This window comes from Sorangium sp. So ce385, from assembly GCF_051474135.1.
In the GTDB taxonomy this organism is placed as follows: Bacteria; Myxococcota_A; Polyangia; order Polyangiales; family Polyangiaceae; genus Sorangium; species Sorangium cellulosum_D.
This window is the reverse complement of sequence record NZ_CP150337.1, coordinates 7548110-7566925: the sequence shown is the minus strand read 5'-3', so window position 1 is coordinate 7566925 and position 18816 is coordinate 7548110. Positions and strand designations below refer to the sequence as shown.

The window sequence follows — 18816 nt, the reverse complement described above, 5'->3', positions numbered from 1 at the left end:
TCCTCGGCGGCCGGCGCCGCCGGATCGAGTGCTCTCCGCTGTTCGCTGCATGCCGTCTCCTCGCCTCCGCCTGCTCCCGCGCGCTCACCTGTGGCAGGTCGAGCAGTGCTCGAGGCGCCTCACGCCGAGCTCCCGCGCGATCTGGCGGCCGATCCGCTCCGCGTCGGGGCCGGCGTCCCACTCCATGTCCACGACGGCGGAGGGCGGGCGGAGGTGCCGCTCCGGCGCCCTGTGGCAGTCGAGGCACCAGCCCATCGTCATCGGAGTCGCCTGCCGGACGTCGGGCATCTGGTCCACGCGTCCGTGGCAGGTCACGCAGCCCACCCCCTTGTTCACGTGGATCGCGTGGCTGAAGTACACGAAGTCGGGGATGTTGGTGACGCGGTTCCAGACGATGGGCGTGTTCGAAAAAAAGCTGCTCCGGACGAGCTGGAGCTTCGGGCTCTGATTCCAGATCTGGCTGTGACACTCCATGCAGAGCGCGGTCGGCGGCATCCCCGCCGTGCCGGCGCGCTCGACCGTGGAATGGCAGAACCGGCAATCGATCGCGTCGTCCTGCACATGGTGCCTGTGGTCGAACTGCACCGGCTGCTGCACGGGCAGGTTCCGCCCGGTGTTCCAGTCCGTGCGCACGTAGATCATCGGCGCTGCCACGGCCGCCGCGCCGCCGAGGAGGACGGCGGCGATGGCGATTCGGAAGGCGGTGTTGCTCCAGCGCGGGAAGACGGATGCCATGATCTCGTGTAGCCGGCCTCGCTCGATGGGCGGCGAGGCGGCCATCTCCATCGATGCGGAGATCGCCGGGGTCGTTTCGCGATCTCGTCTCGCGCGCGCGCCGGGATTCCGGGCGCTCAGGCGATCCCGGAGCAGCGCCGTCCGGCGTGCGCTCGATTGCGCCGTGCGCGCGAGCGCCGGCCGCGAACACCAGATCTTCGCCTCGGGGGACGGAGATCTGCGATATCTTGCCGCGATGAGGCCATCGAACTCTGCCCTATCGCCCCTCCTGGTCATCGCGCTTCCGGTGGCGGCCGGGCTCGCCTTCTTCGCGTGCGCGGGCGACGAATCGCTCTCCCCGCTGCCCCTCGGCACCGGCGGCGCGGCCTCCTCGGCCTCCTCGACCGGCGGGCCGGGCCGGGGCGGCGCGGGCGAGGGCGGTGACGGCGGCGCCGGCGGAAGCGGCGATGCCGGGGGCAGCTCCGGCGGGGGCGGCGCCGGCGAGGGCGGGGCCGGCGGTGACGGCGGGGCGGGCGGTGACGGCGGCGCTGGCGCGAGCGGCGGGGGCGGCGCGCGGCTGAGCTGCGCGCCGCCGTCCGAGGACGAGGGCGCGCTGAAGCTCACCCCGCTCGTCACCGGCCTCGAATCCCCGATCCTCGTGAAATCCGCGCCGGGCGACCCCACGCGGCTCTTCATCGTGACCCAGCCCGGTCAGATCCTCGTCCTCGACGCGGGGGCGACCGAGCCGACGGTCTTCCTCGACATCCGGCACCTCCTCGTCTTCGCGGACGAGCGCGGCCTCCTCGGGCTCGCCTTCCACCCGGAGTACGAGAGCAACGGCCGCTTCTTCGTCCATTACTCCGACAAGGAGACGGGCGGCGACACGCGCGTCGTCGAGTTCGCGCGGGGCGAGCGCCCGGACGTGGCCAATCCGACGCCGGTGGCCACCTACCTCGAGCAGGCGCAGCCGGCGCGCAACCACAACGGCGGCTCGCTCGAGTTCAGCCCGGTCGACGGTTTTCTCTATCTCGGGCTCGGCGACGGCGGGAACAGCAACGATACCGGCGCCGGCCACTCGCCCATCGGCAATGGCCAGGATCTCACGACGCTGCTCGGGAAGATCCTTCGCATCGACGTCTCGACGCACCCGTACCGCATCCCGGAAGGGAACATGACCGGCGAGGGCGTCCTGCCCGAGATCTGGGACTATGGCCTGCGCAATCCGTACCGCTTCAGCTTCGACGCGTGCACGGGCGATCTCTACATCGCCGACGTCGGACAGCGGCTCTGGGAGGAGATCAACATCGAGCCGGCGGGGCAGGGCCGGAGGAACTACGGCTGGCGCCTCATGGAGGGCGCGCACTGCTTCTCGCCGGCGGAAGACTGCGATCCCGAGGGCACCACCACGCTCCCCGCCGCCGAATACGGCCATGCCGGGCAGGTGATCGAGGATTGCTCGGTCACCGGCGGCTACGTCTACCGGGGCAGCAAGATCCCCTGGCTCCGGGGCAGCTATCTGTTCGGCGACTACTGCAGCGGCCGGATCTGGACGCTGACGTACGAGGGCGGGGTGGCGTCCGCCCCCGTCGACCGGACGGATGATCTCGGGTCGTTCCGCTTCAAGCTCGCCAGCTTCGGGCAGGACGGCACGGGCGAGGTCTACGTCATGGATTTCGGCGGCGGCACCGTGTACCGCATCGATCCGGAGTGATGGCGATCACATGGACCAGCGGAGCCCGGCGTAGCGCGGGCCGAGGACGAGCTCGGGCGGCGGCGCGGAGGCGGCCTTCTTCTCCGGCTGGACCGGCACCTTGCGGCCGCCGATGATGGCGAGCGGGATGCCGACGCCGGCGAAGACGACCCCGCCGAGGATGAGCGCAACCCCGGCCTCCGTCGCGCTGGCATCTTCCTCGTAGCCGAGCTCTTCCTCGAACGGGTCGGTGTACTCCGGGTCCGTGTCCGTGGCCGAGCTCGCGGCGAGCGCCAGGCCCCCGCCGAGGAGGGCCACGGCGCCGATGCTCGTCAGGACGATGCCCGTGACCATCATCCCCTTGCTGCGGCGCCGGGTCAGCGGCTGCGGCGGGGGGGATGGAGCGCGCCCGGCCACGGGCGCGAGCGCGGCGCCGCTCGCGCTCGCCGGCGGCGCGGCGGCGCGCGCCGGCGGCGCGGCGGGGCCGCTCACCGGCGGGGCGGCGGCGCGGGCCGGCGCGCCCGCGAGCGGCGGGACGGCCACCGTCTCCGAGGCGCCGGCCTTGTTGAGCTCGACGGTCTTCACGAACGGCGATCGGCCGGCGGCGGAGGCCTCGACCGTGTGCTTTCCGGGATCCACGGGCACCGGCGTGCCCCACTGCGCGCGCCCCACGAGGGCGCCGTCGCGCTTCACCTGGAGGTCGGCCGGGGCGTCCGCGGGCGCCGTGATCGTCAGCCGGATGAGCTTCGGCTCCAGCGCGGTGGCGCGCTGCCGCGCGACCTTCTCGCGCTCCAGCTGGCCGGCGGCCTTGGCCGCGCCCGCCACGTCGAGGAACGTCGACCAGGCGCTCGCCGTCCGGCCGACCTGCTCGTAGCAGGCCGCGAGGTTGAACTGCGTGCCGATGCCGGGATCGAGCCGCTGGCTCTCCTCCAGCTTGGGGCACGCCTCGGCGTGCCTGCCCTGGGCCATCAGCTGCCGGGCCGCGTCGAACAGCGCCTGCGCCGCCGCCGTATCGGCCCTGGCGTCGCGGCCGCCGCCCACGAGGGCGGCAAGGAACATCGCGAGCGCCAGCAGGCGCCCGAGGTGCTGCATGGGCAGGCTCGTCATGGTCGTGTCCTCACTTGCGATCGTCGAACAGGTTGCCGCTCGCCGGCGCGGCGGCCGGAGCGGCGGCCGGCCGGGGGGTCCGGGGCTGCGGCGCGGCCGCGGCGCCCGCGGGTGCGGGGCGAGGAGCGGCGCTCGCCGGGCGCGCCGCCGCGGGCTTGCCGCCGGCCGGCGCCGCGGAGGCGGCCGCGGCCGAGCCCGGCGCTGCCGCCTCCGCCGGCGGGGGCGCCTCGACGCCGCCGGGCGTGACGGCCGGCGAGAGCGCCACGGGCGCGTCGGGCGGCGCCGCGGAGCCGGCCGGCGGCAATCCCGCGGGCGCGTCGGGCAGCGCGGCGGAGCCGGCCGGCGACGGCGCCGCAGCGGCGCTGGCGGACGGCTCGGCCGGGGCGCCGTCGCGGCCCGCGCGGGCGCTCAGGAAGCCGAAGATCCCGAGCGCGACGGCGAGCGACAGGCCGATGCCGGCCAGCGCGACGAGCCCCACCGGCCGCTTCCGCCGCACGACCGTCCCCGTCCACGGCGCGGAGGTGCTCGCCATCGTCGGCGAGACCGCCCCGCTCCGCGCCGCGGCGTCCGGCCGCGACGGCGCCGAGCTCCGCGAGATCCCGCTGATCCGGTCGATGGAGACCCGCGCGCGCCCGCTCGCGAACGGCGCGAGCGCCTCGGCCAGCGCCCCGACGTCGCGGAACCGCCGCTCCGGCAGCTTCTCCAGGCACCGCTGGATCACCGCCTCGAGCGCCGGGGGCACGTCGGGGCGGAACGAGGCGAGCGGGCGCGGGATCCCCTGCATGATCGCCACGCAGAGCTGCGGCATGGTCGCGCCGTCGAACGGCGGCGCGCCCGCGAGCAGCTCGAACAGGATGACGCCGAGCGACCAGATGTCGGTGCGCGCGTCGACGTCGCGCGCGGATTTGAGCTGCTCCGGCGACATGTAGAGCGGCGAGCCCATGACGGCCGTGGTGTCGGTGATCCGCGGATCAGCGCCGCCGGTCGCCACCTTCGAGATCCCGAAGTCGAGCACCTTCACGCACGGCGAGCCGTCGGCGCGCCGCGTCAGGAACAGGTTCGCCGGCTTGAGGTCGCGGTGGACGATGCCCGCGGCGTGCGCCTCGGCGAGCGCTTCGCAAGCCTGGAGCACGTATTCCACGGCGATTTGCGGCGGCATGGGCCCGCCGGCGCGGAGCGCGTCGGCGAGGTCGCTGCCCGACAGGTACTCCATCACCATGTACGGCGTGCCCGACTCGAGCGTCCCGACGTCGGTCACGCGGGCGACGTGCTCGCTCTTGACCTTCACCGCGGCGCGCGCCTCGCGCACGAAGCGCTCGGCGAGCGTGCGCGAGTGGGCGGCCGCGGGCAGGAGCAGCTTGATCGCGACCTGCTCCTCCAGCTGGAGGTGGGTGGCGGCGACGACGACGCCCATCCCGCCGACGCCGATCACCCGTTCGACGCGGTATTTGCCGGCGATCACCTGCCCCTGTCGAACCAGCCCTCCGGCTTCGTCGTGTGTCGGCGCGGTGCTCGTCATCGATCGGTCCCTTCGGCACGCCGGATCGCGGATCGCGTGAAACGCGCGATCTTCGCGGAGAAACCGGCGCAAAGCCAGCCCACGATAGCCGCCGGGCGGACGGCAATCAACGTCATGGCTCGGCTCCGTCGCGCGCCTCCCCCGGCCCCGCGCGCCGCCCACGCGGCCCGCGCCTCCTCCGGCGCCCGCGCGGGGCCCGCGCCGCCCCCCGGGGTGTTCCCGCCGACGCCTCGCCGGGACGCTTCCCCCGGGCGTGAATCCGAGAGAACATCGCTCACGCCATGGAGCACGGTCACCCCGGCGGCGCGAGCGAGCGGCGTCAGCGGATCCTCGAGGCGACAGAGCGGCTCCTCCGCCGGTACGGGCCTGCCAAGACCACCGTCGCCGACATCGCGCGCGAGGCCGAGATCGCGGTCGGCGCCGTGTACCTGGAGTTCGCCTCGAAGGACGCCATCGTCGAGGAGCTCTCCCAGGGCCAGCACCGCGCCGTCATGGCCGCCATGCGCGCCGCCGCGGCCGTGGACGACCTGCCCTTCTGCGACCGGCTGCGCGCGGTGTTCGACGCCCGCGCGCGCTCCTTCCTGGAGCTCGCCGGCTCGGGCGCGCACGCCTGCGACCTCGTGCATTGCCAGAGCCGCGCCGTGAAGGCGGCCCACGCCCGCTTCCTCGACGAGGAGCGCGCCCTCCTCCGCGACCTCATCGCCCGCGGCGCCCGCGCGGGCGAGCTCGACGCCGAGGACCCCGAGCTCGCCGCGCGCGCGCTCCTCCGCGCCTACGCGAGCTTCTCCCCTCCGTGGCTGTTCCAGAGCTCCCGCGAGGAAGCGTTGGCGATGCTGTCCGCGGTCCACCGGATCGTCCTTTACGGCCTCGTCGGCCGCGCGCCCGCCCCCACGCCGAAGCGCTGACCGCGGCGCCGGCGTATCCCCGCTCGCGGGGCCGGCCCACCTGCCCCGGCGGGCGCCGCGCGGAGGGCCCGAGATCCCAAGTCGCCGCCCCGGCCGCCGCGCGGGCCAGCGAGGCTGTCTGACGGGCCGCGCAACGCGCCTGCGCGGCGCGAGCTCGCGTCCTCCGGGCACGAGAGACCTCGATCCGCGCACCGTCAGGGCCTCTGTGCGCACTCCCTGGCTCGATGGTCTCGAGCGCAAACGTACGCAAACACGCGCAAGCGCGGGAAAGCGCGGGAAAGCGCGGGAAAACGCGGGAAAACTCGGGCAAGCACGCGCAGACATCGACAGACGCCGAGTTCTCCCTGGAGTTTCGACAATTTCTGTGACAGCCGCGGATCGGCGGCTTATTATCCGCCCCTTGCTGGAGGGCAGTCAGCGCCTCGCCAGATCGGAGCAGAGCCTTGCAAGCAGCTGTGGGCTATCGAAGCGAAGAGGTTGTGCAGACGACAAATGAGCGGTGGAGCCTCGTGCGCGCCGTGCGGGAGAGCGACGAGCGCCGCGTGCTGCTCAAGGGGCACCTCGACTCACCTCGTCACACGGCTGCTGCGGCCGCCTCTGCGCTGCTCAACGAACTCGAGATCACCCGCTCTCTCGACGGCGCGCGCGCGCTGAGCCCGGCGCGGGTGGAGCTCTCCGGCGAGACACCGGTGCTCGTCTTCGAGGACGAGGGGCTCGTGCCCCTCGACGCGCTCCTCGCGCGCGCTCCGCTCCGGATCGAGGAGCTCCTCTCGTGGGCGGCGCGCATGGCCGACGCGCTCGCCGAGGTGCACGGCGGCGGCGTGATCCACAAGCACATCCAGCCGCAGAGCTTCTTCGTCGACCCCGAGACAGGCGCGGTCCGGCTCACGCATTTCATGTTCTCGACGCGGCTCCGCAAGGAGCACCCGCAGGTGCAGAGCACGGTCGAGGAGGGCAGACTCCCCTACATGTCGCCGGAGCAGACGGGCCGGATGAACCGGACCCTCGACTGGCGCACAGACCTCTACTCGCTCGGGGTCGTGTTCTACGGGATGCTCGCCGGGCGCCTGCCGTTCGACGCCTCGGGGCCGCTCGAGTGGATGCACGCCCACCTCGCCCGGCCGCCCGCGCCGCTGCCCGAGGACTCCGTCCCTCCGGCCGTGTCGGCCATCGTGATGAAGCTCCTCGCGAAGGACGCGGAGGAGCGCTACCAGAGCGCAGAGGGGCTGTCGAAGGACCTGGAGCGGTGCCAGCGCGCGCTCCGCGATTCCGGGCGGATCGACCCGTTCCCGCCCGGCGAGCACGACGTCTCCGGTCATTTCCGCATCCCGCAGCGCCTCTACGGCCGCGAAGGGGAGGCGCAGCAGTACCTGTCGATCTTCGAGCGGGCGCTCGCCGGCAGCCGCGAGATGATCATGATCACGGGCTATTCCGGGATCGGCAAGACGTCGCTCGTGCACGAGATCTACAAGCCGCTCACGCGGGAGCACGGCTATTTCATCTCGGGCAAGTTCGACCGGCTCCACCGCGGGATCCCCTATTCCGCGGTGATCCAGGCGCTCCGGAGCCTGCTCCAGCAGGTGCTTGCGGAGAGCGCGGAGCGCGTCGAGGCCGCGCGGCAGTCGCTCTTGAAGCGCCTCGGGAGGAACGCGTCGCTGCTCGTCGAGGTGCTGCCCGAGCTCGGGATCGTCCTCGGCGCCGGGAACGTCCCGCCCGCGCCGGCCGAGCTCGGCCCGGCGGAGGCGCAGCACCGCCTCCTGCTGGCGTTCCGCGGGGTCCTCAAGGCGTTCTGCGACCGTGAGCAGCCGCTCGTCCTGTTCCTCGACGACCTGCAATGGGCCGACGCCGGCTCCCTCTGGCTGCTCGAGGGGCTCCACGGCGGCGAGGATCTCGGGCCCTTGCTCCTCGTCGGCGCGTACCGCGACAACGAGGTGAACGAGAGCCACCCGCTGCACCTGACGCTGAGGTCCGTGCAGGCGACCTCGGTGACGGTGAACACGATCAAGCTCTTCCCGCTGTCGTTCGCGTCGCTGACCCGGCTCGTGGCCGACACCCTGAGGCAGGATCCGAGGGCGGTGGAGCCGCTCGCCTGGCTCGTCATGCACAAGACCGAGGGGAACCCGTTCTTCGCGCGGCAGTTCCTGCAGGCGCTCGACGCCGACGGGCTCGTCTCCTTCTGCCCGGAGGAGCGGCGCTTCCGGTGGGACATCGAGAAGATCGAGGCGCGCGGGTTCACCGAGAACGTCGTCGAGCTGATGAGCGGGCGGGTGCGCAGCCTCGACGCCGGGACGGTCGAGCTCCTGAGGCTCGCCGCGTGCATCGGGAACACGTTCGACCTGGAGACGCTCGCGGTCATCGCCGGCCTCGACCGGGCGGAGGTCGCGCGCCGCCTCGTGCCGGCGATCCGCGACGAGTACATCCTCCCGGTCGGCGAGCCCTCGAGCGCGCCCGGCGAGGCCGCCGCGGGCCGCTACCGCTTCCTGCACGACCGCGTGCAGCAGGCCGTCTACGGGCTGATCGACAGGCCGCAGCGCGAGGCGGTCCACCTGCGGATCGGCCGGCGGCTGCTCGCGGCCGCGGCGCCGGAGGAGCGCTCGGAGCGCATCTTCGAGATCGTCGAGCAGCTCGACGGGGGGCTCGGCCTCGTGCAGTCGGTCGAGGAGCGGCTCGCGATCGCGCAGCTCAACCTGGAGGCGGCCGTTCGCGCCAAGCAGGCGACCGCGTACGCCGCCGCGCGGCGCTACCTGGAGGCGGGCCGCGGGCTGCTGCCGGCCGGCGCGTTCGCGTCGCACTACGCGCTCGCGTTCGCCCTGCTGCGGCAGCTGGCCGAGGTGGAGTACCTGCTCGGGGCGATGGACGCGGCCGAGGCGCTCGTCACCGAGGCGCTCGGCTACGCCAGGACGGCGGTGGAGAAGGCCGACCTGCTGAAGCTGCGGATGGTGCAGTACACGATGCGCGGGCGCTTCACCGACACGGTGGAGGCCGGGCGGGAGGCGCTGGCGCTGGTCGGCGTGGCGCTGCCGTCGCGCGCGAGCGCGGCGGAGCTCGACGCGCTGGTCGAGGCCGAGGCGGCGCGGGTCGAGCAGCTGCTCGGCGGCCGGGCGCCGGCGTCGCTGATCGAGGCGGAGGAGATCGAAGACGAGAGCCAGCGGCTCGCGGTGGGCGTGCTCAACGAGCTGATGGCCCCGCTGTACATGCTCAAGCTCGAGAAGCTGAACTTCTTCGCGTGCTGCAGCATCGTGCGGATCTCGCTCGAGCACGGCCTGACGCCCGAGGCGTCGTACGGCTTCGCCATGTACGGCGGCCTGATCGGGCACTTCTACGGCGACTACCACCAGGGCTACGCGTTCGGCCGGCTGGCGGCGGACATCGGCCTTCGGTTCCGGATGCAGGGCGACTTCTGCCGGGCCTGCTACATCCTCGGCAACAACATCCAGTCGTGGGTGCGGCCGCTGTCGGAGACGGACGCGCTGTTCCGGGACGGCTACCGGGCGGGCCTGGACGCGGGGGACCTGCAGTTCGCGGGCTACTTCCTCATCTACCTGCTGCTCAACCCGCTGTTCCGCGGCGCGAGCGCGCGCGGGCTGCTCGACGAGCTGCCCGCGTCGCTGCGCTTCGCCAAGCGCACCAAGCACACGGTCGCCACGCACAGCATCCTCGGCCTGCTGCTGGCGCTGCGGGACCTGACGGGCGACGCGGCCGCGGTCGCCGAGGAGGCGCTGACGGAGGAGCAGTACCTCAAGGACTGCGAGGCGCACCAGACGCGCTACGCGCTCTGCCACTACCAGATCCTCAAGGCGATGTGCCTGTACCTGCACGGCCTGCCCGCGGAGGCGCTGCGGCTGGCCGACGAGGCGGAGGAGAACCTCGGCTTCCTCGCGGGGAAGTTCCAGACCGCGGCGCTCCGGTTCTACCGCGCGCTGGCGCTGGCGGCGCTCTTGCCCGAGGCGGCGGAGGGGGACCGGGCGCGGCTCCGGGCCGATCTCGACGCGTGCCGCGAGCGGCTGCGCGGCTGGGCGGAGAGCTGCCCGGCGAACTTCGCCCACAAGCACGCGCTCGTCGAGGCGGAGGCGGCGCGGCTGGACGGCCGGGTGGACGAGGCCGCGAGGCTGTACGAGCAGGCGATCGCGCTGGGCCGGCAGCACGCGTTCGTCAACATCGAGGCGCTCGCGTGCGAGCTGGCCGGCCGCTTCTGGATGTCGCGCGGCAGGACGCGCGTGGCGCTCGACTTCCTGACCGACGCGCTGCAGGCCTACGGCCGCTGGGGCGTGGACCGCAAGATCGCGCTTTTGACCGAGGAGTTCCCGCTGATCAAGCCCGGGCGCGAGCGGGGCGCGCGGGCGGACGTGTTCGACGCGGAGACGCTGCTCAAGGCGGCGCGCGTGCTCTCCGAGGAGCTGGTCGTCGAGCGGCTGCTCAGCAGCATGGTGCAGGTGCTCGTCGAGAACGCCGGCGCCGAGCGGGGGGCGCTGCTGCTCGTGCGCGGCGACGGCCTCGCGCTCGTCGCGCTGGGCACGGCGCACCCGCCGGCGTCGAGGGCGCTGCCGTCGATCCCGCTCGAGGACCAGAGCGACGAGGTCTGCGCCTCGGCGGTGCGGCTCGCGGTGCGCACGCGGCAGAGCGTGATCTACGCCGACGCCTCGCGGGACCCGGCCTTGCGGGACGACCCGTACGTGAGCGCGCGCAAGGTCCGGTCGATGCTGTGCGCGCCGCTGCTGTTCAAGGGGCGGGCGCTCGGCGCGATCTACCTGGAGAACAACCTGTTCGAGGGGCTGTTCGGGCCCGAGCGGCTCGAGATCCTGCACCTGCTCGCCGCGCAGGCGGCCGTCTCGTTCAACAACGCGCTCGTCTACGAGAGCCTCGAGCGCATGGTGGAGGAGCGCACGCGCGAGCTCCGGAGCACGCAGCAGCAGCTCGTCGACGCCGCGCGCAAGGCCGGGATGGCCGAGGTCGCGGGCAGCGCCATGCACAACGTGGGCAACGCGCTGAACAGCGTCATGGTGCTGCGGATGCAGCTCTCGGAGCGGATCGCGGGCTCGCGCGTCCCGCGGCTCGGCCAGGTCGCGCAGCTCCTGAAGGGGCACCAGGACGACCTCGCCGGGTTCCTCTCGGACGACCCGCGCGGCCAGCGGCTGATCGAGTACGTCGACGAGCTGGCGCGCCACCTCGCGGCCGAGCAGGAGGCCGCGGCCGGCGAGCTCGCGGAGCTCGGCGAGTGCGTGTCCCGCATCCGCGACATCGTGTCCGATCAGCTGCGCAACGCCGGGATGAAGCTCATCGTCGAGCCGGTCATGGTCTCCTCGGTGGTCGAGGACGCCCTGCGCGTCGGGCTGAACCGCGCCGAGCGCGCGCACCACGGCATCGAGGTCGTCTGCGAGCTCTCGGACGAGGCGCGGGTCGAGACGGACCGGCACCGGCTGCTCCAGATCGTCACGAACCTCATCACGAACGCGCGGCGGGCGGTGTGCCACGCGGTGGGCCCGGATCGCCGGGTCCTCGTCCGGTGCGCGCCGCGGCAGGGGGGTGGCTGCTCGGTGGAGGTCGAGGACACCGGCGTGGGCATCGCGTCGGACCACCTGGCGCGGCTGTTCCAGCAGGGGTTCACCACGTGGCCCGAGGGCACGGGGCTCGGCCTGCACGCGAGCGTGCTGGAGGCCCGCCTGCTCGGCGCGGACCTCCGCGTGGAGAGCAACGGCCCCGGCCAGGGCGCGAAGTTCACGCTCGAGCTCCCGGCCGCCGCGCCCCGGAGCGGGAAGCGCCGCGCCGAGGCGCTCGCTTGACGCGCGCCCGGACGGTGCGTAGCGGCGATCTTCCGTGCACGGCAGGGCTGGCTCGCTCAGATCGAGGGGGCCGGCGCGGGCCGAGGTACCGATGAACAAGGCGAGCGTGCTCCACAGAACGAGGATCCTGGTCGTCGACGACAACGCCGCGATCCACAGCGATTTCCAGCGGATCTTGAAGGTCGGGCCCCAGAGATCGTCGCTCGAGGAGCACGAGGCCGAGCTCTTCGGCGACCTCGACGCGCCGATGACGCTCCCGGTGGTCGAGCTCGACGTCGAGCTCACGCTGGCGCACCAGGGGGAGGAGGGGGTCGAGCTCGTGCGGCAGGCGCGGGCGCGCGGGGAGCCTTACGCGGTGGCGTTCGTGGACTTCCGGATGCCTCCCGGGATCGACGGGGTCGAGACGATCCACCGGATCTTCGAGGAGGATCCGGACGTGCAAGCGGTGTTCTGCACGGCGTACACCGACCTGTCGTGGAAGGAGATCGCGAGCCGGCTCTCGCAGGTGGATCGGTACCTGATCCTCAAGAAGCCGTTCGAGCCGGTGGAGGTGCGGCAGATGGCCGCGGCGCTGAGCGCGAAGTGGCGGCACCAGCGGGAGCGCGCGAGGGCGCACGCGGCGCTGCTCGAGCGTGAGGCGCACCTCCGCGCGCTGCTCGACGCCCTGCCGCAGGGCATCCTGCGGGTCGATCGGCAGGGGCGCTGTCTGGAGTACCGGCCGCCGCCGGGGGCCGGCGGGCCTTCCGCGGGCGCTGTCCCGTCGTCCCTCGAGGAGCTCGTGCCCGCGGGCGACGCGGCGCGGGTGCTCGAGCGGGTGCGCCGCGCGATCGATCAGGGGGCGTCCGAGCGGACGGAGCTCTTGTTCGACGGCGACGGCGGCGACGGGCGCCGGCACGTCGACGTGCGCATCACGGCCCTGGGCGACGGGCGGCCCGAGGCGATCCTCTCGCTGACCGACATCACCGAGCTCCGGCAGCGTCAGGAGGAGGAGAGCCGGCTGCGCGAGCGGGAGATCGCGCTCCGGGCGCAGGTCGAGGCGCTCGGGGCGCTGTCGACGCCGATCGTGCCGATCTCCCGGCGCGCGGTCGTGGTCCCGCTCGTGGGGGAGTTCGACGCGCGGCGCGGCGAGGGCATGCGGTCGGCGCTGCTCGCGGGGATCGTCGCGCGGGGCACCCGGACCGCGATCATCGACGTGACGGGCGTGCCGAGGATGGATGAGGGGATGGCGATGGAGCTCGAGCGGACGGCCGGCGCGGTCCGGCTGCTCGGCGCGGAGCCGGTGCTGACCGGCCTCGGCCCGGACGCGGCGCTGCAGCTGGTCGCGCTCGGCGTGTCGCTTTCGGGGTTAAAGACGTTCCTGACGCTCCAGGAGGGCGTCGCGTTCGCCCTCCGGCGGCACAAGGTGTAGGGACCGCGCGCCAGGCCTGTCGTGGACGAGCGACTCGGGAGGTCCTTTCCCGGCTGTCGCAGCGGGAGGATGGCGCGGGTAGGCGCGACGGTGGAGGAGTCGAGGGGCCCTCGAACGGGATCACGCGCCTATTCGGGCTGGCGCCGGCGCAGAAAGACGCCCCCATCGAGATTGGCGAGACCGAAATGGGAATCGGGCGGGATCCTTATGCGCCGGGAGTGCAGGTGACGGCGGAAGCAGCCCGGAGATCATGGGATTCTGACGAGTACCCGCCCGAGGGCGCGCCCATGGCGACCGCTTGACAGGACGGTAGGGATGGACGAGGCTGCTTTGCCCAGGAGGCACGATGCCCTGGAAGCCGGACGCGCTGGTGGAGCTGGCCGGCGTGCTCGCCGATCTCTACGTGGACGAGGGAGCGTCGCGGCGCGTCGTCGGTGCCGCACTCCTGGACGCAAAGAAGATCGCATTCAGCGGCAGAGCCGAGGACAACTGGTTCAACATCCTCCAATACGCCCACAACCAGGACCGAGTCGACGCTGTCGTCGACGTCGCGATCCGAGAGTTTCCAGCGCAAGAGAGACGGATTCGCGCCATTGAGGAGGCGTCGAAGCCGGCGCCGCCCGCCTCCGGCTCAACCACCGCCACCGGCTCCGTCGCCGCTGGATCCGGGGCATCCAGCGCTACCGCCGATTCCCATGCCGCCGGACCGGCCACGCGAAAGCCCGGGGTGGCGTCTTCGCCCTGGCCGCGGCACCTCGTCCTTCGCGGCATCGGCGTGGCAATGCTCGGCCTCGCTGCGCTGCTTCTGGGGCTTTTCGTGCTGGGACATGCTCTCCATTTCGGTCTCCCGTGCCCGAGGCGCGGGCCGATGAGCATGGCGCTCGCCATCGTCGCAGCGACGGGCGGCGCCCTGATCGCGGGAGGCGCGCTGGCACGTTCAGCGCAGCGCTCGGCACGGTGGGGGCGGGTGGCCGCGATTGCCCTCGCTGTCGCTGTCGCCTCGGGCGTCGTCGTGCGCACGGCCGCACGCGCGACCTTCGCATCCTCCGATGGCTGCGATATCTTCCCGCGCGTGCACATCGAGGGGCGTGTCGTCGAGCTGCACAGCAAGAAGGCGGTGGCGGGCGCGATGCTGAATGCCGATGCCTATGATTTCTTCGCCAAGACGGACACGGCCGGCAGGTTCATCGGCGAGCTGAAAGATATCCGTCGCGGCGAGATCATCACGATCCATGCTTCGCACCCCGGGTTCGCCGCGGCCGACAAGACCATGAAGGTGAACGCCGAGCACGTCGTCATGGATGATATAGAATTGAGCCCTCTCAAAAACTAACATGCTCCACAACAGCACCAAGGGGCTGGCGACGGCGGCCGGTCTGGCCCTCGGCCTCAGCTCCGCGGAAGCGCACGCGCAGCGCGTCGATCTGGGCGGCACCGTGCGTTGCGGCCCGTCCAAGGAGCCCGCGCAGGGCGTCGTCGTCCTCATCGAGGACGTCGACGCGAAGCCCCAGACCACGGCGAAGAACGGCTACTTCCGGTTCTCTTGGCTCCGGTACCGCCAGGTCGTCGACCGCCCGCTGACGCTTCAGTACTGGTCGGGCGCCGGCGAGGATCCGACGACGGAGCCGTTCTACGTGGACGAGCGACGCTTGGTCTGGCAGGGGAACGCTCTTTACTACCCGGCGCCGAGCCACGAAATCGCGGTGAACTGTGCCGCGATCGACACGAAGACTGCAAAAGTCGCGGCTCAGGACGCCGGTTCGAATCAACAAGCCGCCGTGACGGCGCCGGCCCTCGACTTCTTCAGCAAGCTTTTTATGTTCCTCGGCGAAGGCGTCCTCAACGGTCCCCCGTTCGACCGGATCACGAAGGAGCTGCTACCCGTCGACTCGGTGAGTCCAAACACGAAGCTCGGGGGGCTGCTCGCTCGAGCGCGCACGACGCAGTTCCTCTCGCCGGGCTTCCGCTACGCACCGGGGCGAGACGCCCTCTCCGCGCTGGTCACGAACGCAGCAGCCCTCGGGTTCGCGGAGGGGTGGGAGGTGCTGACGAACTCCGACATCCACGTCCCCGAGCCCTACTATCTCTCGGTAGGCCTCCGTTGGGGCCAGGGCCATGGCTGGGGTGTCGGGTTCGGCTATTACCTCCAGGCAGACACCGAGGACCGGAGCTTCACCTTCGGACAGGGCGAGACGTACGACATCTTGTCCTGGTCTCACGAGCATGCCTTCGTCCTGGCCGTCTCTCACCCGCTCACCCATCATGTCTCCCTGGCGCTGAGCGGGAAGTTTCTCGTCCAGGCCGACAGTGAACCAACCGGGGTGATGCGCACCCACTACTTTTATCAGGACGAAGAAGTCGCCCACGAAGACGACATCCTGACGGCGACCCGGGTCACGAGCTCCGGCGATCTGGGTGTATCGCTGGCCTACGATCCCGTCCCGCAGCTCCGCCTGGGGCTCAGCGTTCAGAACATCCTCGGCCAAAGCGAACGCTGGAGGGGCGGCGAGGAGGGCGACCGCGCGATCGGCCTCGGTGTCACGTCGTACCTCGGGCGCGTCCGATTGGGCACCGACGTCGAGTACGCCCAGCTTCACGGGCTCAATTTCAGCACCGGCCTCAGCGTCAACGTGGCGAGCTGGCTCGAGCTGGGCGCCGGGTATGTCTCAACGGAGCGCACGCTGCGGTCCTACTTCCGTCTGTTCGGCGCCATGCTCTCACTACGAACCGGGGACGATGGCTGGGGCGTCAACACGAGCGCGCGGTGGCGGTTCTAGCCACGGCGCAGGACGAGGCGGTCGCGCGGGCGCCCTCGCTCGGACGCGCCCTTTGTGGACGATTCAGGAGGTCTTCGATGACATGGGATGGGCCCGCTCTCGTGAACCTTGCCGACGTGCTCGCCGATCTCTATCCGGAGAAGGACGAGTCTCGGCTCGTCGTGAAGGCCGTTGGCCTCAAGGCGGGGATGATCAAGTTCAGCGACGCTGCGGTCCTGAACTGGTTCAACATACTCTCGTATGCCAACAACCAGGACCAGGTGCTCGACATCGTCGATTTCGCGCTTCAGGCGTACCCGAAGAACCAGGCGCTCCGCCTCGCCAAGGAGCGCGGAACCATCCCCGCCGTCAAAGGTCCGGACATCCGAGCCGCGACGTGGAGGGGCCCGACGGCGGGGGATCTCGAGAAGCTGGTCAGCGGCGAGGAGGACACGCTGGTGGACGTGTGCTTCCTGGAGATCGGCTTCCAGCGTGCTAACGCGGTAGCCCGCATCGTGCTCCCGTCGGGGAGCTGCGGCTCAGGCTTCCTCATCCGGGGCGGACTCCTCGTGACCAATCATCATGTACTCCCCGACGCGGACGCTGCCCGAGCCGCGGAGGTGCAGTTCAACTATCAGCGCACACCGGATGGTCTCGCCGCAGCGGCGGTCCCGTTCCGCCTCGCGCCGGAACGGTTCTACAAGACGTCAGACGCCATGAACGGCGACGACTGGACCGTGGTCGCAATGTCGGGTGAGCCAGAGAAGCGCTACGCGCCCCTCGATCTCGCCGATGTGGAGATCAAGACGGGCGATCGTGTCAACATCATCCAGCACCCGATGGGCCTGCCAAAACAGATGTCCTTCTTCCACAACAGAGTTGTCTTCGTGGGCCGTGACCGGGTGCAGTACCTCACCGACACGCAGCCGGGCTCCTCAGGCGCCCCAGTGTTCGACAAGCGATGGCGAGTGGTCGCGCTGCACCACAGCGGCGGCATGCTCAGGGAGCCCGGCGTGAAGAACAGCCAGGCGAGCTATCGAAACGAGGGGATCCACATCAACGCAGTCATCCGCGGGATCGCGTCCGCTTGACGACCTCAGCCAATGACACGCCGAGCGGGTAGATCCCATCGACACCGTGCCCACGAGTCTCGACGGCCCCGGCGTCTGTGACGGCGGGAGGAGCGCGAAATCGAGCAGCGGCCCGGGCCGTGTTCGGTCTCTGCTGCACGGCGCCGTCGCTCCTGACCAGGACGCGTCGGCCGCTCACGAGCGCTATGCTGGGCCGCCAGGCGGCGCAGCAGCTGGCCGCGCTCGGCGTCACGCTGGCGGGGTTAAGGACGTTCCTGACGCTCCAGGAGGGCGTCGCGTCCGCCCTCCGGCGGCACAAAGCTTAGGCACCCTGCTCGCAGGGGGGTTGATGCGCCCGGTGCGCATCAACCCCCGAGCGCAGGTTTGCCTCCGGCGCGCGTCGCCGGGAGAGATCCGCGATCAGTTACACGACCCGAGGCGGGCCCATTCGGCCGGGCACCAGGAGGCCGGGTTGCTGGGCGTGCAGTCCGGGTGCGACCACCAGATCTGCTGTTTCGCCTGCCAGAACTGTCCGCCCTGGGTGACCAGCGTGCCGGGCGTATACACCTGCCCCGACTGCCATGTGGGCAGGCTGCTGCACTGCAAGCAAGACTCCCAGGTCGACGGCGACGCGCTGAGGTTCTTGTTCTGGTAAACGTAAGGAGGCTCGTTGTAGAACGACCAGGTGCTCGAGCCCGACATGTTCTGCCAGGTGCCCGAGGTGGTCTTCAGCTGCTGGCGCAGCATCTTGATGGGCGTGTCGCAGGAGATCTGCGGCTCGGCGTACTGCGGGCCCACGTCGCGGAAATGCTCGATGTCGTGCGCGTACATCTCGACGGTCGTGCGCGTGTCCTGGGCGAGGAACTGCCAGCCGGCGCCGTCCTTCATGTCGACATAGAGGCAGAGCAGCGAGCCGTTCACGTCGGCGACGCGCGCGGACGTGCACCACTCGTACTTGAAGACGACCTGATCCCCGGGCTGCAGGCCGCTGAGCGAGCCGCCGCAGGTGCCCCCCGAGCCCCACTGATTGTTGCAGCTCGCGTGGTTCCCCGTGACCCCGTTGTCATCTCCGAAGTAGTAGACGAACCACCCGTCCGGGGTGTGGTAAATGCCGGACTCCAGGTTGTAGTACCACTGGCCCACCACGCCCCAGGCCTCGGACTCGTTGACGAACTCGGGGACCTCCCACTCGATGAGCCAGCCGCGGGTGTCTCCGACGTTGCCCGTATAGGTGCTCGTCAGATGATAAGACCCGAGCAGGCTCGCCTCGCCGAGGCTCTCCTCCTCGACGGCGCCGCCGGCGGTGCACGCGGCGCCGCCGAGGGTTCCGAGGAGCAACAGCGCCGCGCCGACGCGCGGCCAGACGGCGCGCGACGGACGACGAGCATCGGTATCCATCGACAGGGTGCTCTTCTCGCTCATAAGGATTCTCCTGAGGCGGTGTTTTCCCCCCGCCGCGTGAGTACCGCAGACTCCGTCCGCTGGCTGTTAAGTTGTGTTAAGTCGTACGACTTGATCCCGGCATCAGACGCCGAACGCGCGTGTCGCCGCTCGCGAGGGAGGTCGATGCGCTGACGGCGAGTTGCATGGCGGCGCCGCGCGCCCGGGAGGCCGCCGGCGGAGCGAGGTGCCGGGATGAGGGCCGCGGCCTGGAGGCCGTGGCCTCCAGGTGTGGAGGCTCGCCCCTCCGGCGAGACGCCCCAGGGTCGAGCAGCCGCGTCGGTTGCCGGGCGGGAGCGCGCCGCAGGGGCGAGCCGATTCCGCCGTGATCTCGTGGCTGTCGATGAGGTCGACATGTCGACCGCGCCCTCCTCAGCCCCTGGACGCGCGCGAGATCGACGACCTCGGTCCCGACGCGCGTGCGCCA

General features: G+C 71.5%; 11 protein-coding genes. 7 read left to right on the top strand and 4 right to left on the bottom strand.

The window, feature by feature from the left end; all coding sequences use genetic code 11:
- Nucleotides 1-84 precede the first annotated feature (84 nt).
- Entirely contained in the window at nt 85-735 is a 651-nt protein-coding gene (locus WME83_RS27435) for a cytochrome c3 family protein (RefSeq protein ID WP_437312646.1), read from the bottom strand.
- 235 nt (nt 736-970) lie between these two features.
- Here WME83_RS27435 and WME83_RS27430 point away from each other — a divergent pair, with 235 nt between their 5' ends.
- Complete coding sequence (locus WME83_RS27430; RefSeq protein WP_437312645.1) at nt 971-2425, top strand: PQQ-dependent sugar dehydrogenase; 1455 nt, start codon at nt 971-973, stop codon at nt 2423-2425.
- A 6-nt stretch (nt 2426-2431) separates the two neighbouring features.
- Here the strand turns inward: WME83_RS27430 and WME83_RS27425 are convergent, their stop codons facing one another.
- Entirely contained in the window at nt 2432-3511 is a 1080-nt protein-coding gene (locus WME83_RS27425; RefSeq protein ID WP_437312644.1) for a hypothetical protein, read from the bottom strand.
- Between the two features lie 10 nt (nt 3512-3521).
- The gene (locus tag WME83_RS27420; protein WP_437312643.1) at nt 3522-5030 is read right to left on the bottom strand and encodes a serine/threonine-protein kinase; all 1509 of its coding nucleotides are present in this window, start codon (nt 5028-5030) and stop codon (nt 3522-3524) included.
- A gap of 281 nt (nt 5031-5311) precedes the next feature.
- On the opposite strand from WME83_RS27420, the gene WME83_RS27415 reads away from it, so the two are divergent.
- The 6 genes from WME83_RS27415 to WME83_RS27390 all read left to right on the top strand — a co-directional run bounded on the left by WME83_RS27415 (nt 5312) and on the right by WME83_RS27390 (nt 16970).
- Nucleotides 5312-5935 (top strand): TetR/AcrR family transcriptional regulator, encoded by a 624-nt coding sequence (locus tag WME83_RS27415; RefSeq protein ID WP_437312642.1) that lies wholly within the window; start codon nt 5312-5314, stop codon nt 5933-5935.
- A 479-nt stretch (nt 5936-6414) separates the two neighbouring features.
- Entirely contained in the window at nt 6415-11715 is a 5301-nt protein-coding gene (locus WME83_RS27410) for a trifunctional serine/threonine-protein kinase/ATP-binding protein/sensor histidine kinase (RefSeq protein WP_437312641.1), read from the top strand.
- Between the two features lie 106 nt (nt 11716-11821).
- A complete protein-coding gene (locus tag WME83_RS27405; protein WP_437312640.1) occupies nt 11822-13123 on the top strand; it encodes a PAS domain-containing protein in 1302 nt (433 codons plus the stop codon).
- A gap of 346 nt (nt 13124-13469) precedes the next feature.
- On the top strand, nt 13470-14456 hold the full coding sequence (locus tag WME83_RS27400) for an effector-associated domain EAD1-containing protein (protein ID WP_437312639.1): 987 nt from the start codon (nt 13470-13472) through the stop codon (nt 14454-14456).
- Nucleotide 14457: 1 nt separating this feature from the next.
- Nucleotides 14458-15900 carry a hypothetical protein gene (locus WME83_RS27395; RefSeq protein WP_437312638.1) on the top strand — a complete coding sequence of 481 codons (1443 nt, stop codon included), beginning with the start codon at nt 14458-14460 and terminating at the stop codon, nt 15898-15900.
- Nucleotides 15901-15977: 77 nt separating this feature from the next.
- Nucleotides 15978-16970 carry a trypsin-like peptidase domain-containing protein gene (locus WME83_RS27390; protein WP_437312637.1) on the top strand — a complete coding sequence of 331 codons (993 nt, stop codon included), beginning with the start codon at nt 15978-15980 and terminating at the stop codon, nt 16968-16970.
- 399 nt (nt 16971-17369) lie between these two features.
- Here the strand turns inward: WME83_RS27390 and WME83_RS27385 are convergent, their stop codons facing one another.
- Nucleotides 17370-18371 carry a hypothetical protein gene (locus WME83_RS27385; RefSeq protein WP_437312636.1) on the bottom strand — a complete coding sequence of 334 codons (1002 nt, stop codon included), beginning with the start codon at nt 18369-18371 and terminating at the stop codon, nt 17370-17372.
- Nucleotides 18372-18816 lie beyond the last annotated feature (445 nt).